This is a genomic window from Paenibacillus sp. ACRRY (genome assembly GCF_022346995.1).
Taxonomy (GTDB): domain Bacteria; phylum Bacillota; class Bacilli; order Paenibacillales; family Paenibacillaceae; genus Paenibacillus.
Window position 1 is genome coordinate 20,271 of sequence record NZ_JAKRNM010000008.1, and the last position, 26,428, is coordinate 46,698.

The window sequence follows — 26,428 nt, forward strand, 5'->3', positions numbered from 1 at the left end:
CACATAAGGGAATGATGGTTTAATGTTATACCTGAATTGTTATTTTAGTTGATCTTGAATTTCTTCATTGCAGACTGCAGTTCCATCGCCTGCTCATGCAGGTGACGAACCGTACCCGAGTGGGAATCCATCTCACTCAGTTGATGCTCGGCAGTTGAAGCAATCTGCTGCATGCTCTCACGTGATCTGGAGGTAATTTGTGCCGTCTCTTCGACAGATGCACTAACTTCTTCAGCTCCTGCTGAGACTTCTTCAGTGGAAGCAGACACGGTCTGGATCGTCAGGTTGACGTTCTGGATGAGTTCGTTCAGCTGTTGGAAGGCTGTTCCCGCTTGTTGAACCACATGGGTTCCAGACCCGATTTCCTCGGTTACCCGGTTCATGGCACTCACCGAACGTTCCGCATCTTCGCGAATAGTTCCGAGATAATCGGCGATTTCTTCCGTGGCTGTTTTGGACTGTTCCGCCAGCTTGCGGACTTCACCTGCTACGACAGCGAATCCCCGGCCATGCTCTCCGGCACGTGCTGCCTCAATGGAAGCATTAAGGGATAGCATGTTGATCTGTTTTGTAATTTCAAAAATGGATGTAACAATCGTTCCAATCGCTATAGAACGTTCATTCATCGTCTCCACGTAACGCAGCGACTCGTTTGCGGTCTGGCCGACACGTTCCATTTGCTGAACAGCATCCTGTGCAAGACGGTTTCCGTTGACGGCTTCATTCGCAGCTTCACCGATCTGTTCCGATACTTCGGCAGAAGAAGAAGCGATATGCATGATGCCCTGCGTGATTTCTTCCATGGCTCTCGCATTCTCGGCAGCGCTTGAAGCAATGGTCACACTGCCTTTCTCGGCGTCTTCCGCAGAGCGGCTGGAGTTTTTGACCATGCCGGACATGGATTCTACCCGTCTTAACAGATCATCGGAGCCTTGAACTACTTCATTGGAGGTAGACAGTGCACGGCTGATCATTTCCTTCAAATTGTGGGTCATCGTTTGGAAGCTGGCAGCGAGCTGTGCAATTTCGTCTTTGCCCTTGATTTGCAGCTCAGCGGTCAGGTCACCTTGGGAAATCTGCTTGCTGTGTTGTACGAGCTGGATGATCGGTTTGGTTACTCTTTTGATCATGCTGGCTGAGATCAGCCAACCGAGCACGAAAACGAGTGCTGTGATACCCAGACATAACCAGAAGATCTGAACGTTTTTATCCTGAATGAACTGGGCATCCATACTTACTGCCATGATCATGTTGCTGCCTGCAATCGGAATAAAGGCTGCTTTATGTACGCCGAAGGAATCGGAATAAACTTCACTGATGACCATTTCTTTGCTCTCTGCGGCCGTATTCATCGCGGATTGCACGCTGATTTCATCTCCGGCTTTCATTTCTGAGGCAGCGTTGGCAATGACAACCGTACCTTTGCCTTCCTGGATAGCTACGACGTAGGAAGCATCCAGATTATGTTCTTTTGCCTTTTGAGCCAAATAGGATTCGACCGTCAGTGCGGCACCTTCAGAACCAGCTCCACCACTCTGCACCTGCAAAATCTTGGAGGAGGAGACGTTCTTATATATATCCTGGATGGACGTGTTCAGGACCTTGTCGAACTGTGGAAGCACATAGCTCTGCATAATATTCATGGATACAGCATAGAAACTGATACTAAACAACAGGGAAGCGACCAGTAGAACGAGGAACAGCGTGCCTCTTATTTTGCCGGCAACCGTACGATTACGAAACATAGGATCATCCTTTCACGTCATGTTCATTAACATTTGTCGCTTTTCCGTATCGTAAGACTATGTACCAACGAAAAAAGGCCTAATTTTCACGTTGAGAAAACTTGGGAATAAGCGGATATACCTATATTACAAAATTAACCGGGGGTTGAATAGAAAAATTTTCATTAAACGGTGATTTTTTTTCAGAAATATATGAATGTATTACATGCATATTACATAATATCAATTAATACCTACCAGAATAGTTTGATATATGATATATTGTTCAATATCGCGTAAAGCGAATAGAAAAACCGTTCAGTCGGTATGCACATTCTGAGGAGGATTTTACAAGATGGATACTTTTCTAGTCATTCTGAACGTAGTGATTATGCTCGTTCTTCTAGGCGTCCTGTATTGGATGCAAAAGAAACATATTTCCTTTACCAAGCGTGTATTCGCGGGTCTGGGAATCGGGGTTGTGTATGGTGTCATTCTTCAACTGATATACTCGTCTAATTCTGACATTGTTACCAAGTCTGTTGATTGGTTTAATCTTGTCGGTTCAGGATATGTCAAATTGTTGCAGATGGTCGTGATTCCACTTATCATGGTTTCCATTATTTCGGCCATCATGAATTTGAAAGGCAAGCAAAACCTCGGCAAAATGAGCTTCTCAATCATTGCGATTTTGCTGATTACGACGGCCATTGCGGCAAGTGTAAGTATCGTAACAAGTCTGAGCTTCAACCTGACTTCCATTGAGATTGAAGGTGGAGACAGAGAGCTCGCACAGGGGCAGAAGATGGAGGAACGTCTTGTTGATGTACAGGATCAGACGATTCCGCAGCAGGTTCTGGAATTCATTCCTTCCAATCCATTTGCAGACATGACCGGTGAACGCCGCACGTCTACACTTGCTGTTGTTATCTTCTCGGCATTTATTGGTGTGGCAGTACTTGGACTGGATCGCAAGAAACCACAGCAGGCGGAAACGTTCCGAGGCATGGTGAATGCGGTATATGCTGTAGTCATGCGGATCGTAACTCTGGTGCTCAGGTTGACTCCATACGGGATTCTGGCGCTTATTACGAAGGTAACAGCGACAACGAACCCGGATGAGATCCTGAAACTGATCAAGTTCGTCATTGCTTCCTACGTTGCGTTGATTGTGATGTTTATCATCCACCTCATTATTATCGCGCTGTTTGGTTTCAATCCGATTACGTATGTGAAAAAGGTTCTGCCAACCCTGGTATTTGCCTTCACATCCCGTTCAAGTGCGGCTGCAATCCCGCTTAACGTGGAGACACAGACGAAGAGACTGGGCGTATCCGAAGGTATTGCGAATCTCTCGGCAAGCTTCGGGGCTACCATTGGTCAAAACGGGTGCGCCGGGATCTATCCGGCCATGCTGGCGGTGATGATTGCTCCTACGGTCGGAATCGATCCGATGAGCTGGGACTTCATCATTACTCTGATCCTGGTTGTCGTGATCAGCTCATTCGGCGTAGCCGGTGTAGGCGGCGGGGCAACCTTCGCTTCCCTGATCGTATTGTCCACGATGAACCTGCCAGTTGCACTCGCAGGCTTGCTGATCTCGGTTGAGCCGCTGATCGACATGGGTCGTACGGCACTGAACGTGAACGATTCGATGACCGCTGGTCTCGTATCCAGTAAAATCCTGAAAGAGAATGATCAGGATACTTTCAATGGTCAAAGCCGTGATCTGGATTCCGCTGTTCAAGCTTAATTCGGACTCCATAACTTAGATGGCTGTTTATAGCAATAACAAGCCAGCATTAGCCGTTCTACGGGTTACTCGTAGGGCGGTTTTTTTTGCATGCTTGCTGATTGTCGTTATTTAGTGCTGTTCAAAGGATGGGAAATGTGATAGAGTATTCATGTTTTGGCCCAGGCCAGACCGCGGTTCGTAACCATCCCGCGTAATCAAAACTAGGAAGGCAGTGTATGTATTTATGTTTAATTTGGGTTGGGGAGCGCTTTTTGTTCTCGTAACGTATGGTTTTTTCCTATTGTGTTACCGTCTGTTCGGTAAAAAGGGTCTGTATGCCTGGATTGGTGTGGCGACGGTTATAGCCAACATTCAGGTGACCAAAACGATAGATATTATGGGGATTGTACTGACACTTGGCAATACGATGTATGTCAGCATGTACCTAACCAGTGACCTTCTCAATGAGAAGTATGGATCGGGTGAGGCGCGGAAGGCCGTATGGTTCGGATTCTTCACGTTAATCATGACAACGGTACTGATGCAGATGGTCATTTTCTTCGAACCGGCACCGACGGACTTTGCCCAAGAATCGATGAAAACCTTGTTCGGACTGCTGCCACGTCTGGCACTCGGAAGTCTGACCGCGTACTTCATTAGCCAGTTCCTGGATGTGCGGCTGTTCAGTATGCTGCGTAAGATGGCACCTGGACGCAATCAGTTGTGGATTCGTACGAACGGCAGCTCGATCGTCAGTTCTTTTGTGGATACGCTGGTATTCTGCACGATTGCATTTGCGTTTATCTATCCATGGGATGTCTGGCTCGAGATCTTCCTGACAACGTACATTATCAAATTCGTGTTGACCGCGGTAGGTACGCCGTTTATATATGCAGCGCGTAATTTTAAAATCAAGGATGAAGTCTAGTCCAATCTCGTCTATATCCGTATTCATTCGAGTATGGTTGCTAGCAACGCAACAAGTCGTATAACGAGAATAACCCGCAAAGCCATATGGATATGGTTTGCGGGTTATTTTTAGTTTCGTACCTTAGAGGTTAGTCTGTCAGAATCTGCAGTTCTTTTGGATAGGAAGTCAGCACTTCAACCCCGGTATCTGTCACAAGAACATCGTCCTCGATTCGCACTCCGCCTGCAGGGGTATAGATGCCTGGTTCAATCGTGAATACGGTGCCTTCCTGCAGAAGATCCATATTCTGTCCATGCAGGGAAGGATACTCGTGCACATCAATTCCCAGACCGTGTCCAACACGGTGCATAAATCGTTCCCCGTATCCGGCATCTTCCGTCACCTGACGTGCTGCACGGTCGATATCGGCACAGGCCACACCTGGCTTAACTGCGCGAATGGCAGCTTCGTTTGCAGCAAGCACGGTATTGTAGATGGTTTTCAGTTCAGGAGAAATGTCACCAAAAGCAAAGGTGCGCGTAATATCAGATGCATACCCTGCAGCGTATACGCCCATATCAAACATCAACAAGTCGCCATGCTGCAGCTTGCGTTCACCCGGTGTACCATGCGGCAGCCCTGTCTTGGGCCCGGTAAGCACCATGGTATCAAACGAAGGACCATCTGCACCCAGTTTCTTCATCTGATATTCCATTTCTGCTACCAGTTCAATCTCGGTTACGCCTGTGCGTACATGAGACAGTCCCTGGCGCAGCGTTTCTTCAATAAGATGAATGGCATGGCGGATGCGGGCTACTTCGTCCGGTGTCTTCTTGACGCGCAGTGTGCGGAGCAGAGGCCCGACATCTTCGAAGTTGACTGCACCAAGGGCAGCGGTCAGCTGCTCGTAACGTGCAACGGTGACGTATTCTTTTTCAAGGCCCATCCGGCCCAGACGTCCCTGATAACGTTGGAACAATGCATAGGGATTGTCGGTATCCGTATGAGTCGCGATATTGCTTACCGAGGAGGCGGCTGCTGCAGCATCAGCGTCCAGGGCAGGCACAATCAGTAAAGGTTCCTCGCCACGGGCGAGAACAAGGCCGAGAAAACGTTCATGCGGGTTGCTTGCAAAACCAGTTAAATAGTAGATATGTTTCGGATCTGTAATCAGCATGGCATCCAATCCTTGTGCAGACAGATCAGCTTCCAGACGGGATAAAGGGCTTTGATTCATATGTGTATAGCTCCACCTTTCAGTTCGTTCTATCCTTCTATTATAGAAGAATATTGAAAAATGCCAAAGGGGCGTGACCGGAGGGCTATTTGTATTGTGGTCAAATTACCGTTTAGGCGAACATGGAGAGGGGTAAATACAGGGCGAAACGACGTTGAAGATGGTTACCGCTAACGGTACAAATAACGATACAGATATCGGTAGAGAGATACCGATTAAGGACAGATACTGAGAATAATTATCCTTGAACATATCGCAGCAGCATTTGGCAGTTTCGAACTACACTTTATTTAATAGAAGGAGATGAGATGATGAATAACCGAGTAAGTGTTCCACTATACGCTTCGCTCTTAAGTATGGCTCTGCTGACGGCTTGTGCTTCAGGCGATCCTTCCACAGAATCGCAGCAGGTCTCTCAAGGTCAAGGCACAGGCCAGGGACAGACAGCGGATGGAGGCAATGACAATACAAGTACAGCGGCAGAAGGAACACAGGAGAATGCGGTTATCCCGTATCAGGCTTCGGTTCTGGCCACTGGACTGAACGCACCTTGGGAACTAGTGAACGTGCCAGACGGACGGATGTTTGTGACGGAGCGTCCAGGAACCGTTCGTGTTATTAAGGATGGAGAATTGCAAACCGAACCACTCATTGCATTTGAGGCTCCGTTCAATGAAGAGGGAGAAGGGGGCTTGCTCGGTCTGGCTGCAGATCCGGACTTTGAGAATAACGGTTATCTGTACGCCTACCATTCCTATTTTGAAGGAGACGAGATCGCAAATCGGGTATTGCGTTTAAAGGTAAATGGAGATCAAGCCGTGATCGACAAGGAGTTGCTTGGTAATATCCCTGGCGGGACGAATCATAATGGTGGCCGCATCAAGATTGGTCCGGACAACATGCTCTACATTACAACCGGTGAACGTTATGAACCGGAACTGGCACAGGACCAGAACAGCTTGGGTGGCAAAATATTGCGGATTGGTCTCGATGGTTCGATCCCTGCAGAAAACCCATGGCCGAATTCCGCTGTATACAGCATGGGACACCGTAATGCCCAGGGTCTTGCATGGAATCCGGATAATAAGTATCTCTATGCTACCGAGCACGGTCAGCGTAACTACGATGAAATTAACCGAATCGAAGCAGGGGCGAATTATGGCTGGCCTGAAGTGGAAGGGGACGAGGATGATAATGGTACCTATCAGGCGCCGCTTGCTCATAGCGGTGACGATACATGGGCACCATCGGGTATTGCTTTTATAGAGAAAGGACCGTGGGCGGGTTCACTACTTGCGGCTAACCTGAGAGGCGAGCAATTGCTTCATATTACTCTGTCCGAGGATGGTACACAAGTGGAGCAGGTGGAACCCATTTTTGAAGACGAGTGGGGACGCATCCGTAACGTGACAGCCGGGGAAGACGGAAAGTTATATATTCTGACGAACAATCGGGACGGACGAGGAACTCCGAGGGATGGGGACGACCACATCATTGTGCTTACACCGGAGAGTTGAGCTGATGCATCCGGGTTCCATTACTAATATTGGAGCTCAAGCATGCTTCTATTAGAACCCGGATGCTGTTCGTGAAAATAAAAAAAGGGGCGTCCCGCCAAGTTCATGACTTTGGGACAGCCCCTTGATTGCTTTATATATGGCCGCACATAGCAGATGGATACTGCCAATTAATCCGCGCTTTCTGCAAGTTTGGCGATATGCGCGCTTGGTTCGTTTGTGTATTCCCCGCCGTGATAACAGAGTACTTTGTTCAGTTTCAGGCCGGTCAGTCTTTTCAAACTTCTCAGCGCTTCAGGCATGTCCGGTGTTGCAGGCGGTGCAGGTCCGACCAGTTCATCGTCCACAACACGCAGTTCGTCGGCAGCCAGCAGGAATTCGGAGTCACGGAAGTACAGGCAGATGTGTCCTGGCGTATGTCCAGGTGCATGGATGACCTGGATTCCGCCTTGAAGCGGCAGCATGTCCCCATCTTCCAATACTCTGCTGATCTCGATCTCTGGCAGCTGGGAGAGGAGCTGATCGGCCTGGACAAGTACCGGTGCAGGAAGCATGGCTCTGCGTTCTGGCGTGAACTTGATCAATGGCTTTTCACCTTTAATATAGGGAACCTCATCCGCATGTGCCCAGACTTCAAGCCCGGGTATCGCATCCAGAAGGGCACCCAGATTACCGATATGGTCAATGTCCTGATGAGTCAAAATGATGCGTTTGACGTCAGCCAGCTGTACGCCTTCCTGCTGCAGTGCGGACTCCAACCCGGCGAATTGGCCAATCATGCCTGTGTCCACAAGGGTGATGCCATCTTCATCGCGCAGCATGACGGGGTAGATCGGGTTGTCTCCCGAAGACGTGGGTATGCTGAGATGCAGCACGGTAAAATCTGTTTTTTGATTAGTCATAGGTATCCGGATCGAGTCCGGTCCACCTCCTTTTTGAATGATATGGTTTGCGTTATTCGGGACGAAGGTATTTTAAGTGTTTTCTGTACTTCTGGATGGTATTCAGCATCGCTTCAAAGGTTTGTTCAGCCTGCATGCCTTCCTTGACGATGGAGTCAAAGGAGAAGTTCTCATGAATGAGCTTGTTCCTGGCCTGGAAGACCTGACTAAGAGCCTGTTCCATGTTTTCTTTCCCAGGTTTCAGGGTGATCTGTTGTTTATTTAATTCAGCCTGTATGATCTCCATATTGGACCGTGCACGGTAAGCAGGAGTTTTCATCAGCTCGGTCGAATTAAACTTTTTTTGATAGACGCTTTGATACAGCTGTTTTAACATGTGTTCAAGAATGGAGCAGCATTCAATGACAAGGGATGCATATCTTCGATGTTTACGTTGATCCCATTGCGGTGAATCGAGTCCTTGTCCCATATCATGATACTCTTGTTCCAGTACTGCGATTTCAAGCTTTGCTTCTTTTTTGATTTTTTTAAAATCGTCTTTGGTCAGCATACCTGTCCTCCCATGGAAACCAAGATGTGATAACTTCATTATCTCACATTGTTACTCAGAGCGCCTCTTTTCCGAGGGAGGCAGGATTCTGATCGTTCATCCAATAACTGAACCCGGGTTCAGAAGGGAAGTATCTGATGTCCATGAAAACAGCCATTGTAACCGGAGCAAATTCCGGCATGGGGCTCGCAACCACCATCCAACTTGCAAGGCAAGGCTATAGGGTGATCATGGCCTGTCGAAGCGAGAAGCGCGGACAGCAGGCTCTGCAAGAGGCCCTGCGTGAGTCAGGCTCTACTGCGATTGAGCTAATCCTATGTGATCTGGGTTCCCTTGAAAGTATACGTCATTTTGCCCGTTCCTTCCGTGAACGCTACAGTACGCTTGACGTTCTGGTGAATAATGCCGGTGTGGTCATGCTGAAAAGACAGGAGACCTCGGATGGTTTTGAGCAGAGCATCGGCATTAATCATCTGGGACATTTCCTGCTCACATTGCTCTTGATCCAGCCTTTGCAGGCTGCGGAGCAGGGACGAATTGTGAATGTTTCATCCGGTGCATACAAAGCAGGCAAGATTCACTTCGACGATCCGCATCTGCAGAAGGGCTATAACCCGATTAAGAGCTATGCGCAGTCCAAGCTGGCCAACGTACTGTTCACCCGTGCGCTATCCCGCAAAGTGGCAAATAGCCGAATCACGGTGAATTGTCTGCATCCTGGTGCGGTCGGTACAAGCATCGGCGTAGATCGCAATACCGGTTTTGGTACACGAATCATGGCCTTTATCGGCAAGCTTCCTTTTTTCCTGTCTCCCGAGGAGGGGGCCCAAACGGCAATTTATTTGGCCACCAGCCCGGAAGTAGCAGAAATTACAGGACGCTACTTTTATCAAAAGAAAGAGCAGAAGTTAAAAGCACATGCCGTCAATGATGCGGTAACTGAACGTTTCTGGACATGGAGCGAACAGCAAGTCGGACTGAAGCCTGATGAGAAATTGTGATGAGCCCAAGCTGAGGTGCAGGACCGGTTCTTCATCTCAGTAAATGATCAAAGGTGATCATAGTACACTCGTCTGCTTATATCGTCTGCGTTACCTCACTATGACAGACATATTAGGCTTTTGCTTGCACAGCTTGTTGTACTTCCTGGATGAATGCCTCAATGCGCTGAACGCCTTGATCCCCCTGACCGTATGCGCGGACAGAAGCAGACAGGGCGTTTTTCTCATTTTCCCCGAGTACGAGCGAGTAAGGCACTTTTTCCATCTGAGCTTCACGAATTTTGTACCCCAGCTTCTCGCTGCGCAGATCCGTTTCAACCCGAATGCCTGCTGCTCGCAATTGACTCTGTACCTGCAGGGCATAATCCGCGTAGTGATCGGATACCGGGAGCAGCTTCACCTGAATCGGAGCGAGCCAGAGTGGAAATGCACCCGCATAATGCTCAGTCAGAATGCCAATGAAGCGATCAATGGAGCCGTAGATGGCGCGATGGATCACGACCGGACGGTGTTTCAGGCTGTCCTCGCCAACATAAGTGAGGTCGAATTTCTCCGGCATTTGAAAATCAAGCTGAATTGTTCCGCACTGCCAGCTGCGTTTCAGCGCATCGAGAATATGGAAGTCAATCTTCGGCCCATAAAATGCTCCGTCTCCTTCATTGATGCGGTATTTCACGCCGCGCCGATCCAGTACATTTTGCAGCGCTCGTTCCGCCTGATCCCATAGCTCTTCCGATCCCATGGAGTCTTCGGGACGAGTGGATAGCTCAATTGTGTATTCGAAACCAAAAATATCGTACATGCGTCCGATCAGGGATATCGCCTGGTTGATCTCTTCCTCAATCTGTTCCGGCATGACATAGAGATGAGCATCATCCTGACAAAATGTCCGTACTCGCATCATGCCGTTCAACGCACCCGAGAATTCATGACGGTGAACCTGGCCAAATTCCATCATGCGAATGGGAAGCTCGCGATAGGAATGAAGCGAATTTTTGAAAATCAGCATATGCCCCGGGCAGTTCATCGGCTTCAGTGCAAACGTAGCATCATCCACTTCTGAAAAATACATATTGTCCTTATAGTGCTCCCAATGCCCGGATTGCTCCCACAGTCGATTGTTCATCATCAGCGGAGTTCGAACCTCTTGATACCCTTCCTGCAGCTGCAGCTCGCGTGAGAATTGCTCCAGCTCTGTACGGACAGTCATGCCTTTCGGGAGATAGAAGGGCATACCCGGAGCTTCCTCCGAGAACATGAACAGACCCAGCTCTTTGCCCAGCTTGTGATGATCCCGCTTCTTGGCTTCCTCCAGCATGTGCAGGTGATCGTCCAGCTGTGCTTTGCTTGGAAAGGCAGTGCCGTAGATTCGCTGCAGCATTTTGTTGTCCGAATCGCCCCGCCAGTAAGCCCCTGCCACATTCAGCAGCTTGAAGGCTTTGATCCGGCCAGTGGACGGAAGATGCGGACCCCGGCACAGATCAAAAAACTCCCCTTGATCATAGATCGAAAGCTCCGCATCCTGCGGCAAATCATGGATTAGTTCAAGTTTATACGGATCCTGAATCTCTTCGAACAAGCGAAGGGCTTCCTCACGGCTAACCATCCGGCGGCTGATCTTCTCATTCTCCTGTATAATCTTGTTCATTTCCCGCTCAATGGCAGCCAGATCACTGATGGATAAGGCATGCTCCAGATCCACATCGTAATAAAAGCCATCTTCAATGACGGGACCAATTCCCAGTTTGACATGTTCCGCGCCATAGATACGCTTGAGGGCCTGGGCGAGGACATGTGCAGTACTATGACGATAACGATACAGTCCTTCCTCGCTATCCAGTGTAACAATGACAAGTTCGCAGTCCTGTTCAAGCTTCATGTCCAGATCAACGTTTACACCGTCCACAACGCCTCCGATGGCCTGTTTACCCAAGCTAGTGCTGATAGACGAAGCCACTTCTCCGACACTTATGCCCGCCTTGTACGAACGAATTGCTCCACCTTGAAGGCGAATCTCAATGGGGTTACCTTGTTGATTACTCATGCAAACCACTCTCCAATGTTTGAAATGGAAGCGCAAAAAAACACCCGTCCCGGAAAAGGGACGAGTGCGCTCAGCTCGTGGTTCCACCCTAATTTGGTTATGAATATCCCCTGAATCGGCCAGCCGCCGCAATACAGGAAACATCATAACCCTCATTGGGATCCGTTATCGGGGATCAGGCGGTGAACTCTACTGACAACCGGACAGTACTTCCATGGAAAGTCCATCAGGCTGAGGTTCGAGGCCACGGCTGCAGAGGGGTAATTCCGCTCCGTTCGCTGAAGAAGGTTTCACCAATCCCTTCTCTCTCTGGGCAGCACGCAAACGAAATCATGTCTCTGGTCATCGCCAATATGCAAAGTTATTGTCAGTTCATTTGATTCGAAATGAAGTTGTGATCCGTATCAATATATTGGAACAGGTGTTATTGAGTGTCGATTATATAGACTGAAAATCAAAAGGTCAAGCGGAGTTTTATTCGGCTTCATCCGAATGGCGATCCCATATCAAACGTATGGTGGTTCCCTGGTCCGGATGGGATTGAACCTCGATTCGGCCTTTCATGGCCTCAATCAGCCCTTTGGTTACTGCCATGCCGAGGCCTGATCCAACATCGGATGTTGCCGTATCCGTGCCGCGATAGTATCGTTCGAACAGCCTCCATACCGTCTCCTGATCCATTCCGCGGCCATCATCGGCAAATTGAATGCAGAAATTGCTGTCCTGCTCACCTGGATTAACACTAACGGTCAGCTTCGTCTCTGGTGGATTATGCAGTAGGGCATTGGCGGTGAGATTATCGACAATTCGTTCGAAGGACGGGATGTGGACATAACCATGCACCGCGATTGTGGCAGGTTGGAATATAATACGCCCTTCTCCATAAGCCGGGTTACGCTCGGCACGATGTACAAGATCCTGAAGTAGCGCATTGACGTCATTTTTCTCGACAGGGGGAAGGTATCCACCGCTGCGCAGACGGTATGTCATGGACAGGTCGTTCACCAGTCGGTCCATGTACATGGATTTATCCAGCATGATGCCCGCAAATTCCCGTATTTCTTCGGAGGTCCAGTTGTATTTCGATGCTTCCAGCATGTGCGCATATCCCTGGATGGAGGACAGGGGTGTCTTCAGATCATGAGTTATCCCAGCAATCCATTCCTCGCGCAGAGAGTTGGTCTGTCTGCGGAGTTCTTCATCACGTTTAAGTGTGCTCGACAACGACTGGATGGAGTGCAGCACTTCCGCATATACCCGATATTTTTGACGCCACTTCCCGTTACGCTTCTGGCTGCGTGGCTTGCCCCGGGTGCCTGCGGGCTCTTCGTAGTGTCCACGTTCGAGCCGCTGCAGCCATTGAAGCATATGGAGCATGGGGTAACCGAAGCGATTGGCATACCAGAATGCAAGCAGCACAAGCAGGCTGATGATGGATACCAGAAGTGCAGCCAGTGCAGGACCAAAAATAAATCCAAAGGGATTCTCATTCATGCCTGCCGGACTGCTCGCAAGAGGAACACTCAGCATCCAGGTCAATTGATCCTGTTCATCATAAAGGGTCACCGTAGTCATTCCGTACCTGGTAGGGTATCGTGTGCGTAGAATCAGGTCTTGAATGCTGTAGCTGTCCGGTGTGCCCATTGCAGGCTCGTTGAAAGAAGTAAGTACATGTCCCTGCTCATCCAAAATCTCAAGATAGGCGTCCGCCGAGCGAAGGATATCCTGCTGCTCGGAGGGCAGTACAAGCTTGTCGTTGGCATAACTTCCATCGGTGTAAACTTGATCCAGAATCGTTACCGCCTGATTGCTCTCCCCGTACAGCAGGGTGAAATTGATTCCCTTTCTTTCTCGAATGAGCAGATAGAGCTGGTAGGGAAAGGGCTTTTTCCCCTCCCAATAGGATAGAAGTTCTCCGGGTTTATAGTGATTCGGGACATCGGAAGGGGTGTGAAAAGCATCCACCACACTGCCTTGCTCATCGAGAACCTGGAGCCAGCCGTTGTTCTCCTCCACACGCTTTAGCAGCGCGGGATCATATTGAACAGTACCGTCCGGCAAAATCTCTGCGGTACTGATCAGCTGTTCGAGCCCGACAGTGGCAAAATCTTCAACAAGGCTGGCCTCATTCAGCTGTTGGATGACCCAATATGCGATGAATCCACCGAGGACCAGGATCAGAATTACAGCACCCGCAAGCAGGCCGATGAACCGCGTCATCAATCTGCGACGTATGCTCATCTTGGGAGCTCCGCCTCGGGATCAACGAGCTTATATCCCAAACCACGGACATTCACCAGCAGTTCAGGCCTGGAAGGATCGGCTTCAATACGCTCACGAATTCGGTGAATATGAACCATGACGGTGTTGTCATCACGGATAGCCTCCGATTCCCATACCCGCTCATACAATTCGGATTTGGTGAAGATTCGATTGGGATGTTTGCAAAAAAAGAGCAGCAGCTGATAAACCAGAGCCGGACAGCCTATCAGCTGTCCTTCGACCCGGAGTTCACCGGCTTGCTCGATCAACTGAAAGCGGCCGTAATCATAGATCCCTTCCTGCGAGGAAGGAGATGACGGAGTTGCGTCATGAAATGGAAGTTTCCTGCCTGAATCCGTCCGTGTGGGCAAATAACGCTTCAGCAGTGATTTCATCCGTGCGACCACTTCAAGTGGATTAAACGGTTTAACGACATAATCGTCTCCCCCAACCGCGAAGCCGGTCAACTTGTCATAATCGGTTGTTTTGGCGGTTAAAAAGAGAATCGGTGCGTCGGTCAATTGGCGCAGAAAAGGACAGACTTCCAGCCCGCTTCTGCCTGGCAGCATGACGTCCAGCACGATGCAGTGATAGGTTTTCTTTTCACATGCGGCAATCGCATCTTCACCTGTGGTGACCGTGTCAATATCTACGAATTGCTCCTTGAGCAGAACTGTTTTTAACATATGTAAAATCGCCTGTTCATCATCAACAAGCAGGATTGAAACGTTATCCATGACGTAAGAGATCCTCCTGATTTTTATGTATATATTAGTGGTTCCTTATGTTCATCTGCGTTGGTCTATCTAATCTATCATACCATTCAGAAGAGCCGTGGAGCGTGTTTATAACCTTAACAGAATCTTAATTATGAAGCAGCAGCATGCCTCAAAGTTATGATAGACGTAAGAGGAGGTTAGACGGAGGATAAGATTGGTTTTGTAAACTGGATTGGAAAGAAATCGTTCTACAGAAGGGGTGCAGGGAAGTGAATAAAATTCATAAGGGAAGCAGGCAGCGGTCCAAAATGTTCATTGAAAAAAATCGGATGAAAGCAAATTATGCTCTGCAAAAAGACTTAAGGAGAAGCCAGAGGAGTTGGTTAATGCTTGCAGCAGCACTTGGTGTGTGTATGCTCTTCTCTGCCTGCGGCACTACAGAGTCATCTGACCAGAGGGAAAAGCCATCAGCAGAACAGACTTCCAGTGCGTCGCCAGCAGCAGAAAACACCAATAAAGAAGAGATGAACTCAGCAGAGGAGAATGTGATGATTACACCTGAACATTTCATAGATACATTGATGAATGGTTCGAAGGAGGACATTTATAATCAAATGAGCCCGGAACTGAAGGAAACGATATCGTTGGATGAGTTTAAGACGTCTGTGGACAGCTTCACGGAGGGGGTCACTTCCTGGGAACAGGTTACGAGAGTCAAAATGAACAACCTGATGGAGCATTCCTGGAAGGATCAGACGGGGACCAGAGGAATACAGACCTATTTTGCCGAGGATCATCAGATTGACGGGCTGTTGATCCAGCCACTTGAAACGCATGAGGAGACGGACAAGGCATTTACCAAGACCGAATTTCAGTTTCCTATGAAGGGGGAATGGTTCGTGTTCTGGGGAGGAAATGATGTGATGTCCAATTATCATTATGCGCATGAAACGCAGCGTTACGCACTGGACATTATTCGCACGAAGGAAGATTCAAGTTATCAAGGGAAGGCCGCTGTAAATGAAAACTATTATGCTTTTGGTGAGCCGCTCTATGCAGCTGCAGATGGGACGGTTGTTGAAGTCAAAAATGACATTCCGGATAACACGCCAGGCGTGATGAATGCTGAAGAGCCGACAGGGAATGTTGTCGTCATCGATCATGGAAATGGGGAATACAGCATCACCGCACATCTCAAGGAAGGGAGTGCAGCCGTAAAAACAGGGGATAAAGTCAAGCAGGGAGATCTCATCGGGCAGCTTGGTAATTCCGGTAACTCCAGTGAAGCGCATCTGCATTTTCAAGTCTCAGATGGACCTGATCTGTTCACTTCCCGTTCAGTTCAGATCCGCTGGGAAGATCAGAGCCAGGTGCTGACACGTGGGAACACGTTTCAGGGACTTCCTGAATAGCAGGGTGCTTTTGTTAGTAGGGGAGGTGGATGGGGCTCATCTCCGATTAATAAAATAGAGCTTATGGAATCGTGATCTTAGCTTAAAACACATAATTCATGTAGGCAGCCGGCTAATGGGTCGGCTGTCTTTATGTTGAGCAAATGTGCAGGTTAGTATGGCTTTCAACTTTTAGATTACATATTATGTAAAGAAGATTCTAGACAGGAATACATGAAACGGAGGGATTAGGGGTGAACAGGCATGTGTTACACATCGCTGCAAGTGTAGTTTGCATATTAGTACCTGCTGTTGGTTTCTTATATGAATGGTGGGATAGCTACCAACCCAAAGTAGGACCTGTAGGAGACGGAAAACCGAATTATTATCTTACAATGCCTCAATGGATAACTATTGTATCTTCTTTCACTCTTGGAATGATTAATCTGCCTCTCGCCATTATTTTATACAAACAAAAGATTAATGAAGATAGTAAAAATTAGAGCCCATTATGCTAACATGTAACGATTGTTCAATACAGTACAACGGTAGTTAACGTAAGCTCAGCTGCCGTTTCATACTGAAGCAACAAGCAGGAATATAATGGAATGGAAACGAATACATCATTCAACACTGAAAGTAGGATGATTAGTGAGGGTGATATTGAATACTTTTCGTTTAGTAATCATAAAAAGCAAAGCTTGGTCCCTCCTGAGCACATGTTGTTTGAAATCGGCTCCATAACCAAAGTTTTTACATCCATATTCATGTTATAATTGGATTATTATGTTTCTAAATTCATAAAATGGATTAATAAAAAAGAGCCAACACAAGGTACCATGATAGACGTTACAGGTAAGAAAATACTTGAAGCCATTCTAAGTAGTGCAAAGTCATTAAAGTAAAAGGCAACTATAGTTCATTAAACAACTAACCAAATGTGATCGACTGCTCATGTTCAACTAAAGAACAGGTTTCCTTCATCGATTTCAAACTCTTTCGCTGTGAATATATTCTCAATGGGGGCAGATTATATGGGGATTAGAATACGAGAATTGCTATCAAAAGATTATACTGAAGTCGTTACCCTATGGAATGATGAACTGGGCGTCAGTACTGTTACGGATGAAAATTTTCACATTACGATGGACCAGATGATCAGGGAGGGCAATTACAAAACGTTTGTAGCGTTACTTGAGAATCATGTGGTTGGTTTCATATCTATAGTCCACGCATTAGCTGTAGGGTCTACGAATGGTTATCTGCATATAACCGGACTTGCTGTGCATAAGGATTTTCAACGTCATAAAGTAGGAACTGAACTGCTGCGATATACTGAAAATTACGCGAAAGAAAGCGGGATATCAAGCATTATTTTATGTACCGGGATGAAACGAACGGGTGCCCAAGCTTTTTATGAGCATAACGGATATAACAAAGATTCATACTGTTTTGATAAAATTATTAAAATTGACTGAATGATAACCATCTCATTCAAAGAGAAACGGAGAGCTCAATATAGATATGGAAGCAGACGGTCATTATGATCGACTGCTTTTGAAAGCAAAGGCAGTTTATTGACGAATTTACTCCCACTACATTTTTGAATGTTATTAAAACCTGAATACCTTATTGGAGGACAAATTTATGGAAGTTAGACAAATGGCAACAGCATTCTTAATACATCACGAGCATGTTTTGATGATGAAGAAGGCTAAGAGTAAGATTTTTAATTTTGAATTTTGGGGCGGTATTGGGGGACATCTTGAGTATGAGGAACTAAACTCCCCGATGAGAGCAAGTTTCAGGGAAATTGAAGAAGAAACGGGATATAAAGAGAATGAAATAGAGAACTTTACCTTGAAGTACATACTGATAGAAGAAAGTAAAGATGAACTTAGGCAACAATACGTATATTTTGGAGAGACAACCCATAGGGATTTTATCCCTTCAGATGAAGGCGAATTGTTTTGGATACATAAGAGTGAGCTAATGAAATTGAAAACTTCAAAAGCCATCAGGTTTACTATTCAACATTATCTTGAGAATCCTGATCAGAGGAATATATGTGTTGGAGCACTTACAGTTAATGAAGAAGAAGTTCCGCTTATCCAGTGGTCTATTGTTAAACAAACTGTATCTTTCTGAAAGTTTGTAACTCTAAGAGATTAAACTAATGGGTGGGGAAATTATGAGAGGGGTTGGGAAATAGAGATGACAGCATTATTTTCACACAAGCCCGAAGGATACGAATGTCCATTTTGCTGTATTTGGGGAATTAAGCGACCTGATCAGGGAACAAAACAAAGGGATATCATCTATCAGAATGAAAAGGTAACAGCATTTATAGCGGGCAAATGGTGGCCAAACAATAAAGGACATGTTCTTGTGGTGCCCAATCAACATTTCGAGAACATCTATGAACTGCCTGCAGATTACGCTGCCCAGATTCACCGCGCTGCGCAGCTTACAGCATTTGCTATGAAAAGTACATATGGATGTGATGGAATTTCTACAAGGCAGCATAATGAACCAGCTGGCAATCAGGACGTGTGGCATTATCATCTCCATGTTTACCCTAGATATATGAATGATCAACTTTATCTGTTGAAGGGTTCACAGTCCGATCCAGAAGAGCGTTCTTTCTATGCTGATAAGTTGCGTTCTTGGATAAAGGAAAACATCTAAGTCAATTTGAACATTACTTTCATGAAGATGCTCACCAAAATGACAGGAGCAGTTAATGCAAAAGAGCCTGAGAGAAACGAAGTAATCTCGTACTCTCAGGCTCTTCTTATTATGGACATCATTCAATCGTTATTAATTGAGAACATCCGCGTATTCTGGGATGCGGTCGAAACGTCCCTTGGCAAACGGGCACAAAGGTAGAATCTTGATCCCGTTCTCCCGCGCGTATTCTACCATAGCTTTGAGAAGCTTGTCGCCAAGCCCTTGGCCCCGGTAAGCATTTTCAACCAACGTGTGATCAATAATGTACAGCTCCGGACTTGAAATTACATACGTCATTACCGCAGCAGTGTCGCCATTATCTTGAATAAGAAATCTTTTATTAGCAGGTTCATGCTCTACATTATGCATGTTCATCCCTCTTTCCTTGTTGAATATTCATCGTCCAGACGTTTATACGTCAGTGCTCCACTTGGACATGTGTCAATATGCCGGGCAATAGTCTCTGAAGTGTCGCCATCGGGATTAACCCAAGGACGTTTGCTCAAATCAAACACACCAGGGAGGCCCTTTACACAAATACCTGAGTGAATGCATACCTCAGAATCAAACATTACTTCGATATCTTTACCGTAGTACAACTTCTGTTTACTCATCGTTCATTCACATCTTTCACTTTTGAGTTTGTTTATAGACAAGATTCATACTTCGAAAGCGAACCTTCTGAACCGGGACATGGCATTGGCAACCGTGGCCAGCAATTTTTGGCTTGGCTCTCGATGTCCGAATTATAATGAGGAATTATGGATAAGTCAACGTGACGAATCTCCCAATGTTTTAATGCATTCCTTGTATTTGGTTGCTATTATTCATCTAACGGGCAGATAAGTTGAACGATTTCAGGAATATCCATTTATACTTATGTAACATCCAGGTTCATCATAAAAACGCTATAGAAAGTGGGAAACAACATTTATGATTCCATTAGTATATGACCAGATTAACCTTTGGGGAAAAGATGATGAATTTTTCCTTGCTTTGCTAAAGAGCTTGAAAGTGGAGTCTATAGCTGACTTGGGCTGTGGAACAGGAAGATGGACTACACATCTTGTTCAATACGGATATAAAATTACAGCTATTGATCCCCATGAAGAAGCGATTAAACTGGCGAGAATTAAGGATGATTCAGGCCATGTGAATTGGATTGTAGGAGACAGCTCCAACTTACAAACCAATACGTATGACGCGGTTATTATGACAGCCAATGTCGCACAGGTATTTCTTACAGATGATCGTTGGAAGCAAGTGATCTCAGACGTATTCCGATCCCTGAAAGTTGGCGGTCACTTTATTTTTGATACAAGAAATCCTTTGGCGAAAGTGTGGGAAGAGTGGGAGAAGGATATGACTCCTGATGTAGCCAAAGACAGGCTGAGTGGAGACCCTCTTGAAATCTATACAGAATATGAGGGGTTTGAGCGAGATGTTTATACTTTCTATGAAACTGTGAAAAATACAAAGACAAATGAAGTTCTTGTTCATGAAAAAATGCAGATACGATTTCGAAATCAAGGAGAATTAAATGAGTCACTGAAACAAACAGGTTTTTCAAAAATTGAAACATATGGGGATTGGGAATTTAAACACGCAAATTCTGAAAGTCGATCTTTTATTTTTCATTGTATAAAATAGATTCTTTGAAAAGCACAATAATAGTGATTGCTAAAAAGGATAGCGTCCTTTATACGACAAAAGCAGCAGATCAACAAGATCGGCTGCTTTTGTTATTTTTACCATGGATGCTTTAATTAAAATTTAATGGTGATATGAATATTTGTTTCCTAATATTATACAATAAATGGTTCTGATTCTGATATAATGGATGCTTCATGATTTAGATGCTGAAAGCAATGAAAGATGAGTATGAGTAGGTGAAAAAAGGAGGGCAACGCAAAAATGGATTTAACATTTGGAAACGTTACGATACTTATTCCCCCTTTACACATCACGATTATCGTAGTAATTATTATTTTCTTATTAGTAAGGTGGAGCAAACAATTAGAAACAAGACGTTTTACGGTATTCTTTTACTTTTTGTTCAGTACTTCCATTACTCCGATTTACACTAGTTACACAGCAAAAGGTTACTTTCAGCTATGGATTCCTATAGGATTTATAATCATCTTCCTATATTTATTTGGCGGTAGAAGAAAAAATCATCCAGCTAAAGTGAAAGCAAGCATTTTGGGGTTCTCCATAGCCATATACCAGCTCATTCTTAAATATGTCGGATAGATTCTGAACTCAATATTACCAAAGAAGTAGCCGAGTATCAGGATCGGCTGCTTTTGTTCGGATAAAATAAAATGTATTCACATCCTTGACTTTCCCCTGCACAGGAAACTGTATACTCACCTTATGTTATAGATTGGAGATGATATGTTGTTCAAAATCAGTGCATTTTCCAGGTTAAGCAAGGTCTCACTTAAAACCCTGCGTTACTACGACCAGATTGGCATACTCAAGCCAAGAAAAGTAGATCACCATACGGGATATCGTTACTATTCCGCAGATCAGCTTCTGGAGCTCAACCGGATTTTGATGTATAAGGAGTTGGGTTTTACATTACCTCAGATTGCACAGCTGCTCCAGGAAGATATCACATTGGAGAACATTCAAGGCATGTTTAGGCTGAAAAGAAGTGAAATCCAGCAAATCATTGATACGGAACAAGCCAAACTTTTCAGGATTGAAGAGCGTATGCAGCTCATCGAAAGAGAGGGGCAACTCGAGACGGGTCAAGACATCCGAATCAAAGCAGAAGCTGCTCAAACCTTTCTTTTTCAAAAAGCGTACGGAACAGAAGAAGACATTCCGGAGTTATTTCGTCAATTTGATCTGTTAGTAACAGCCGAAATGCGGCAGCAGATCCAAGGCCCTCAGGTTGTGTTGTGGAAAGACGTCGATGGAAAAGAAGATGAGTTTGAGTTTGAAGTGGGATATTTTTTAACCTGTGAGCTGCAATCCTCTCCAGAGCCATTTCAGCTGCGAATTCTTCCTCCTGAACCGATGATGGCCACAATGGCATTTCATTCCGATTCCAAGTTTGATGGTGCGGCCTGTGTGCATTTAGCGAAATGGATCGAGGATAATAACTATCAGATCAAGGAAAGCGAACCCGGCAGGGAACTGTATTTACCGTTATCTCCGGAACGGGATGCACAATTTATTGAGATACAAATTCCCATACTAAATAGTTAATTGAGAAGGTGGATTGGTGTGAAATGAAAAATAAAGGCATCATCTATGTGCTGGCATTGGCCGTTTTTTTGATCGGGACCATTGAATATATTATTACTGGAGTCATAGAGATGATTGCCATGGACCTAGGGGTATCTACTTCCGAAGCGGGGCTACTAGTCACGGTGTTTGCTCTCGCTGCGGCCATTGTCTCTCCGATGCTGATCGCACTTACGATCAATGCAGATCGCAAAAAAATACTGATGACAACCCTCGGTGTATTTATTGTCAGCAACGGACTCATGTTTGCAGATCTTGCTTATGAGACATTGTTATGGGTCCGCGTAATCCAGGGAGCTAGCGGAGGAATGGCTACCGTTGTAGCCATGGCCGTAGCGACCCGACTGGTTGAGAAGGAGAAAAGGGGCAATGCCATCGGGATCATTTTAATGGGGCTTAGCAGTGCGTTAGTGCTCGGTGTCCCTATCGGTACATTTTTTAGTGAGATGTTCGGCTGGAGAGTCTTGTTTATTCTAATTGGTGTATTGAGTATTCTTCCATTACTAGTTATCTATAAAAGGGTTCCAGCAATCAAAGAAGAAGAAAAGGTTACCCTCGGTATGCAGCTCTCTATTCTGAAAAACCCGACTATTCTTATGTCTTTAGTAGTTACATTATTGTATGTCGGCGGTTACGCCACGCTGTTTACTTATATTACGCCATTTTTGCAAGAGACATCCTCTCTTACCATGACCGAGATTAGTGGTGTTCTGTTTTTAGCAGGCATTTGCAGCTTTGCAGGATCAAGAGTGGGTGGACAATTGGCAGATGCCAAGGGTTCAAAATTCACCATTCTTCTCGGGCTTTTGTTACAGGGGGGCACGCTCCTTATGTTCGCGCTAGCGGGTGTCCATCTCCTGGCATTAATCTTGATTTTAATGATCTTTATGCTTTCAACGTGGAGTATCTCCCCAGCCCAGCAGCTATACTTAGTTACTCTGGCGCCTCGAAATCCGGACATTGCTCTTAGTGTAAATACGTCTTTCATTCAATTCGGTTTTGCACTGGGATCTGCTGTAGGCGGTCTCGTCATTCGAAGTACGTCTGTTCTGTATCTGAACTGGTTGGGATTTGCCGCTGTCGGTATAGCTTTAATTTTGGCTATCCTACTGTTTAATAGAGCAAGCCGTATTAAGGCGGAAACGCCTATGATGACTAAGTAAGAGAAGAACGGGACTTCCACGATAATTCAATAACAACAAGAAAGCAGCCGATCATTGTGATTGGCTGTTTTAATCATAAAAGGGTCTGGTTTAATCCACATTTCACTTGAATAATATGGTAATATTTTTGTTGTGGATTCTTTTCTTGTAAAGGTTAGGAGGCCTATGTCTTAGTGAAAACGATTTTTGATCTATCGGCTGCAAAAGAAATCTTGGGACGCATCGATCAATTAGAGCAAGATGTTCAACCTGGGTGGGGGCGCATGAATGTTGCTCAGATGCTTGCTCATTGCTCTTCGTTCCAAGACATAGCAACGGGAAAAGCCCGTTCCTCAAGAAGCTTGCTAGGCATGGTGGTGGGAAAGTTTGCAAAACCCATCTTTTATAATGACAAGCCCCTTCCCCGTAATATGTCTACGATTCCAAGCATGATGATCATGGATACAAGAGAGTTTGAAGTAGAGAGAGAAAAGCTCAAACAAAATATATTGACGATACAACGTGAAGGTCTCAAAGATGGTGCATTTCCTCATCCTTTTTTTGGAAGACTAACTTCCGAGGAATGGGGTAAAGGAATCTATAAGCACTTGGACCATCATCTGAAGCAATTTGGCGTTTAAGAAGTGAGGAGAAGGGCTGAACACATAGAGAAATACACAGGATAAACTGAGGCAAGCTAGAAGAGATAGATTAGAAAATATAAAGAAGTGGATCACCCATCTGTAGGGTATCCACTTCTTTTTGTATTCGACTACATGCTCAGAGAACGCCATCGCGACGCATTTCAGCATGACTAGATACATTTCTCCATCTTATTTTCTGATAAGAGTAGGCTCAGCTGGCATGATTCCAGGTGTCGACTCCCTGATAATGGGTGCAGTCACAATATGCGAGACCTGATAAGGCTGTTCGGGGTTGTCAATCCGGGATAACAGCATTTCGGCAGCCTTAATGCCCATCTCGTTGCTGTAAATATGAACCGTCGTTAACGGAGGCTCTATAATTCTGGATTCAGGTGCATTATCGAATCCACATACCACAATATCCTGCGGAACCGTGACCTCTCTTAATTTAAAAGCTCTGATTAGATCCACCGCAATGAAGTCATTGGCACACACATATGCGGAAGGAAAAGACTCCAGTGCAGCTACTCGCTCCCTTATCCAACCAGGCTTGGAGAAGAACAGCTTATCATTGTCTGTAATGCAGTGGGATAGATCGACCTGCAATCCCGATTCCAACATCGCCCGGTGATATCCAGTCCATCGTTCGTTGAAGCTTTTACAGTGATTGTAATCCCCAGCGAATCCGATACTTTTGTAGCCGCTATCAATTAATTTTTTGGTTAACTGATAAGTGCTATGTTCATTCTCCATAAGAAGCAGATCAGCATGAAAATCCGGATAGCAGATGTTGGCTGCACAATCGATAAAGACCGTGGGAATTCCGAGCTCTGTGATGAGGCGGGTATATTCCAGGTTGAATAACTCGATGCAGATGATGCCGTCCACTTTGGAAATGTCAAAATTGTTAGGTAGTGTAAGTGATTCTTCATCAACTTCACGAACGATATGAATGGACAGATTATAGCCCTCAGCACTAATTCTTTTCTCCAAACCGCTAATGAGCAGCGATCCAAAATGAGATGTATTCGGCAGGTTCTCTGTTAAGAGGGCGATATTGCCCGGTGTTTTACTCAGGACATGCTCACTTTCCATATAAGCAAACTGTTTATATCTTAACTCAATGGCTTTCTTAATCACCCGACTCCGTGTTTCTTCCGGGATGTTTCCGCTATCATTCAGGGCTTTGGAAGCCGTATTTCGGGAGATGCCCAAAGCATCTGCGATATCCTGTATCGTAACTTTCTCTTTTGCCATGTCGTGCCTCACCTCTATTGGTCAATTAATCGTCCCAAGTGTTTTCTAAGTCAAATGTATAATATATCGAAGCAAATAGCAATTGTAAATTTACAAATGCACAATTTGAAATTGTTTTTGTCAATTTCACATTATACATTCGCTCTTCATTCGTCATTTAGGTTTACATCGTACACGGCCAATGCAGAGACTATTGTTACAGGATAAAACACGCTATATAACGGGATTTTTATGGGTATTAATTCCTTAGGACGTACAATTAGAACAGAATTATGCATAAAAAAGTGAAGCAAATGCACAATTATTTTTTTACGTTTTGTATTGACTAAATGATACTCACCCTGATAAATTGTAAATTATCAAATAAGCAATTGTAAATATTGAAAGCCCTTACTATGAGCAATTGTAAACTTTAATGATGAACGGGGGTCGTGTGTTGGATAACACAGTAAACACCAATAAGAGGATGGGGAAAAGCCTCAAAGAGAGGAGTTCCATTTTTCATCCATTACAGCAGCTCAAAAAGAATTATTTCCTGTATGTATTGCTTACTCCAGCTCTAATCCTGACACTGATCTTCAAATACATTCCGATGTATGGAGCCATCATCGCATTCAAGGACTTCAGTCCGATCAAGGGGATTATGGGCAGTGAGTGGGTGGGACTGAAACATTTCGAGAAGTTTTTGGCTTCACCTAATTTTGATGTCATTTTCCTGAATACGCTTAAGCTCAGCTTTTTGGGATTGATATTCAGCTTCCCGGTGCCTATTTTACTGGCTCTCATGCTGAATCAGGTGCGCAAAGCTGGAGTGAAGAAGAACATTCAATTGTTTCTGTATGCACCCAATTTTATATCGGTTGTCGTTGTTGTGGGCATGCTGTTCATCTTCTTATCGCCGACGGGTCCCGTTAATCAATTGACCACATGGATTACGGGTCAGCCGATCATGTTTATGTCCGAACCCGAATATTTCCGCTGGATCTACATCTTGTCCGATATCTGGACCGGGGCTGGCTGGGCTTCGATCATATACGTTGCTGCTTTGGCCAATGTCGATCCAGAACTTCACAATGCAGCCAATCTGGATGGAGCCAATCTTCTTCAGCGTATTCGCCACATTGATCTTCCAACCATTCGCCCAATTATGGCCATTGTGTTTATCCTTGCGGCGGGCGGAATTATGTCGATCGGATTCGAAAAGGCATATCTGATGCAGACATCCATGAACCTGCCGTCATCCGAAATTATTGCCACCTATGTATACAAGGTCGGATTACAGTCAGGTGATTACGCCTATTCTGCGGCCGTAGGGTTGTTTAACTCCATCATTAACGTCATCCTGCTCGTCACCGTGAATCTGATCGTGAAGAAATTAAACGAAGGCGAAGGCCTTTACTAGAAA

24 protein-coding genes are annotated in these 26,428 nt (G+C 45.5%); 14 read left to right on the plus strand and 10 right to left on the minus strand.

The genetic code is table 11. From position 1 onward, the window contains the following. Positions 1 to 44 precede the first annotated feature (44 nt). Complete coding sequence (locus MH144_RS22800) at positions 45 to 1,745, minus strand: methyl-accepting chemotaxis protein (protein ID WP_239304411.1); 1,701 nt, start codon at positions 1,743 to 1,745, stop codon at positions 45 to 47. 334 nt (positions 1,746 to 2,079) lie between these two features. Here MH144_RS22800 and MH144_RS22805 point away from each other — a divergent pair, with 334 nt between their 5' ends. Both MH144_RS22805 and MH144_RS22810 read left to right on the plus strand, forming a co-directional pair. Beyond that, positions 2,080 to 3,477: an L-cystine transporter gene (locus MH144_RS22805; protein ID WP_239304412.1), complete on the plus strand. Its 1,398-nt coding sequence runs from the start codon at positions 2,080 to 2,082 to the stop codon at positions 3,475 to 3,477. 226 nt (positions 3,478 to 3,703) lie between these two features. Next, complete coding sequence (locus MH144_RS22810) at positions 3,704 to 4,387, plus strand: queuosine precursor transporter (protein WP_239304414.1); 684 nt, start codon at positions 3,704 to 3,706, stop codon at positions 4,385 to 4,387. Positions 4,388 to 4,517: 130 nt separating this feature from the next. On the opposite strand, the gene MH144_RS22815 is transcribed toward MH144_RS22810, so the two are convergent. After that, positions 4,518 to 5,606: a M24 family metallopeptidase gene (locus MH144_RS22815; protein ID WP_239304416.1), complete on the minus strand. Its 1,089-nt coding sequence runs from the start codon at positions 5,604 to 5,606 to the stop codon at positions 4,518 to 4,520. Positions 5,607 to 5,917: 311 nt separating this feature from the next. Here MH144_RS22815 and MH144_RS22820 point away from each other — a divergent pair, with 311 nt between their 5' ends. Further along, positions 5,918 to 7,123 carry a PQQ-dependent sugar dehydrogenase gene (locus tag MH144_RS22820; protein ID WP_239304418.1) on the plus strand — a complete coding sequence of 402 codons (1,206 nt, stop codon included), beginning with the start codon at positions 5,918 to 5,920 and terminating at the stop codon, positions 7,121 to 7,123. A 170-nt stretch (positions 7,124 to 7,293) separates the two neighbouring features. Here the strand turns inward: MH144_RS22820 and MH144_RS22825 are convergent, their stop codons facing one another. Together MH144_RS22825 and MH144_RS22830 are read right to left on the minus strand one after the other, a co-directional pair. Beyond that, complete coding sequence (locus tag MH144_RS22825) at positions 7,294 to 8,025, minus strand: MBL fold metallo-hydrolase (RefSeq protein ID WP_239304420.1); 732 nt, start codon at positions 8,023 to 8,025, stop codon at positions 7,294 to 7,296. Positions 8,026 to 8,077: 52 nt separating this feature from the next. Further along, on the minus strand, positions 8,078 to 8,575 hold the full coding sequence (locus MH144_RS22830; RefSeq protein ID WP_239304422.1) for a hypothetical protein: 498 nt from the start codon (positions 8,573 to 8,575) through the stop codon (positions 8,078 to 8,080). 137 nt (positions 8,576 to 8,712) lie between these two features. Here MH144_RS22830 and MH144_RS22835 point away from each other — a divergent pair, with 137 nt between their 5' ends. After that, positions 8,713 to 9,576: an SDR family oxidoreductase gene (locus tag MH144_RS22835; protein ID WP_239304424.1), complete on the plus strand. Its 864-nt coding sequence runs from the start codon at positions 8,713 to 8,715 to the stop codon at positions 9,574 to 9,576. 112 nt (positions 9,577 to 9,688) lie between these two features. Here MH144_RS22835 and thrS read toward each other — a convergent pair whose 3' ends face one another. The 3 genes from thrS to MH144_RS22850 form a co-directional block, all read right to left on the minus strand. After that, entirely contained in the window at positions 9,689 to 11,620 is a 1,932-nt protein-coding gene (thrS, locus tag MH144_RS22840) for a threonine--tRNA ligase (RefSeq protein ID WP_239304426.1), read from the minus strand. Positions 11,621 to 12,094: 474 nt separating this feature from the next. Beyond that, positions 12,095 to 13,861 carry a sensor histidine kinase gene (locus MH144_RS22845; RefSeq protein ID WP_239304428.1) on the minus strand — a complete coding sequence of 589 codons (1,767 nt, stop codon included), beginning with the start codon at positions 13,859 to 13,861 and terminating at the stop codon, positions 12,095 to 12,097. Next, positions 13,858 to 14,619, minus strand: a complete 762-nt coding sequence (locus tag MH144_RS22850; RefSeq protein ID WP_239304430.1) for a response regulator transcription factor — start codon at positions 14,617 to 14,619, stop codon at positions 13,858 to 13,860. The genes MH144_RS22845 and MH144_RS22850 overlap by 4 nt, the downstream gene beginning before the upstream one ends. A 368-nt stretch (positions 14,620 to 14,987) precedes the next feature. Here MH144_RS22850 and MH144_RS22855 point away from each other — a divergent pair, with 368 nt between their 5' ends. From MH144_RS22855 to MH144_RS22875, 5 genes are all read left to right on the plus strand, one after another. Continuing rightward, complete coding sequence (locus MH144_RS22855) at positions 14,988 to 16,013, plus strand: M23 family metallopeptidase (protein WP_239304432.1); 1,026 nt, start codon at positions 14,988 to 14,990, stop codon at positions 16,011 to 16,013. A gap of 233 nt (positions 16,014 to 16,246) precedes the next feature. Continuing rightward, a complete protein-coding gene (locus MH144_RS22860; protein WP_239304434.1) occupies positions 16,247 to 16,495 on the plus strand; it encodes a hypothetical protein in 249 nt (82 codons plus the stop codon). Positions 16,496 to 17,026: 531 nt separating this feature from the next. Beyond that, on the plus strand, positions 17,027 to 17,470 hold the full coding sequence (locus MH144_RS22865) for a GNAT family N-acetyltransferase (RefSeq protein ID WP_239304436.1): 444 nt from the start codon (positions 17,027 to 17,029) through the stop codon (positions 17,468 to 17,470). Between the two features lie 169 nt (positions 17,471 to 17,639). Then, positions 17,640 to 18,140 (plus strand): NUDIX domain-containing protein, encoded by a 501-nt coding sequence (locus tag MH144_RS22870; protein WP_239304438.1) that lies wholly within the window; start codon positions 17,640 to 17,642, stop codon positions 18,138 to 18,140. A 66-nt stretch (positions 18,141 to 18,206) separates the two neighbouring features. Continuing rightward, positions 18,207 to 18,680, plus strand: a complete 474-nt coding sequence (locus tag MH144_RS22875; RefSeq protein ID WP_239304440.1) for an HIT family protein — start codon at positions 18,207 to 18,209, stop codon at positions 18,678 to 18,680. A 132-nt stretch (positions 18,681 to 18,812) separates the two neighbouring features. On the opposite strand, the gene MH144_RS22880 is transcribed toward MH144_RS22875, so the two are convergent. Beyond that, the gene (locus MH144_RS22880; protein WP_239304442.1) at positions 18,813 to 19,091 is read right to left on the minus strand and encodes a GNAT family N-acetyltransferase; all 279 of its coding nucleotides are present in this window, start codon (positions 19,089 to 19,091) and stop codon (positions 18,813 to 18,815) included. A 2-nt stretch (positions 19,092 to 19,093) separates the two neighbouring features. Continuing rightward, the gene (locus MH144_RS22885) at positions 19,094 to 19,336 is read right to left on the minus strand and encodes a (4Fe-4S)-binding protein (protein WP_239304444.1); all 243 of its coding nucleotides are present in this window, start codon (positions 19,334 to 19,336) and stop codon (positions 19,094 to 19,096) included. Positions 19,337 to 19,655: 319 nt separating this feature from the next. On the opposite strand from MH144_RS22885, the gene MH144_RS22890 reads away from it, so the two are divergent. From MH144_RS22890 to MH144_RS22910, 4 genes are all read left to right on the plus strand, one after another. Then, complete coding sequence (locus tag MH144_RS22890) at positions 19,656 to 20,372, plus strand: class I SAM-dependent methyltransferase (RefSeq protein ID WP_239304446.1); 717 nt, start codon at positions 19,656 to 19,658, stop codon at positions 20,370 to 20,372. A 750-nt stretch (positions 20,373 to 21,122) separates the two neighbouring features. Further along, positions 21,123 to 21,941: a MerR family transcriptional regulator gene (locus MH144_RS22900; RefSeq protein ID WP_239304450.1), complete on the plus strand. Its 819-nt coding sequence runs from the start codon at positions 21,123 to 21,125 to the stop codon at positions 21,939 to 21,941. Between the two features lie 23 nt (positions 21,942 to 21,964). Then, on the plus strand, positions 21,965 to 23,143 hold the full coding sequence (locus tag MH144_RS22905) for an MFS transporter (RefSeq protein ID WP_239304452.1): 1,179 nt from the start codon (positions 21,965 to 21,967) through the stop codon (positions 23,141 to 23,143). 173 nt (positions 23,144 to 23,316) lie between these two features. Further along, entirely contained in the window at positions 23,317 to 23,763 is a 447-nt protein-coding gene (locus MH144_RS22910; RefSeq protein ID WP_239304454.1) for a DUF1569 domain-containing protein, read from the plus strand. A gap of 192 nt (positions 23,764 to 23,955) precedes the next feature. Here the strand turns inward: MH144_RS22910 and MH144_RS22915 are convergent, their stop codons facing one another. Beyond that, positions 23,956 to 25,023 (minus strand): LacI family DNA-binding transcriptional regulator, encoded by a 1,068-nt coding sequence (locus MH144_RS22915; protein ID WP_239304456.1) that lies wholly within the window; start codon positions 25,021 to 25,023, stop codon positions 23,956 to 23,958. 466 nt (positions 25,024 to 25,489) lie between these two features. Here MH144_RS22915 and MH144_RS22920 point away from each other — a divergent pair, with 466 nt between their 5' ends. Further along, complete coding sequence (locus MH144_RS22920) at positions 25,490 to 26,425, plus strand: ABC transporter permease (RefSeq protein ID WP_239304731.1); 936 nt, start codon at positions 25,490 to 25,492, stop codon at positions 26,423 to 26,425. Positions 26,426 to 26,428 lie beyond the last annotated feature (3 nt).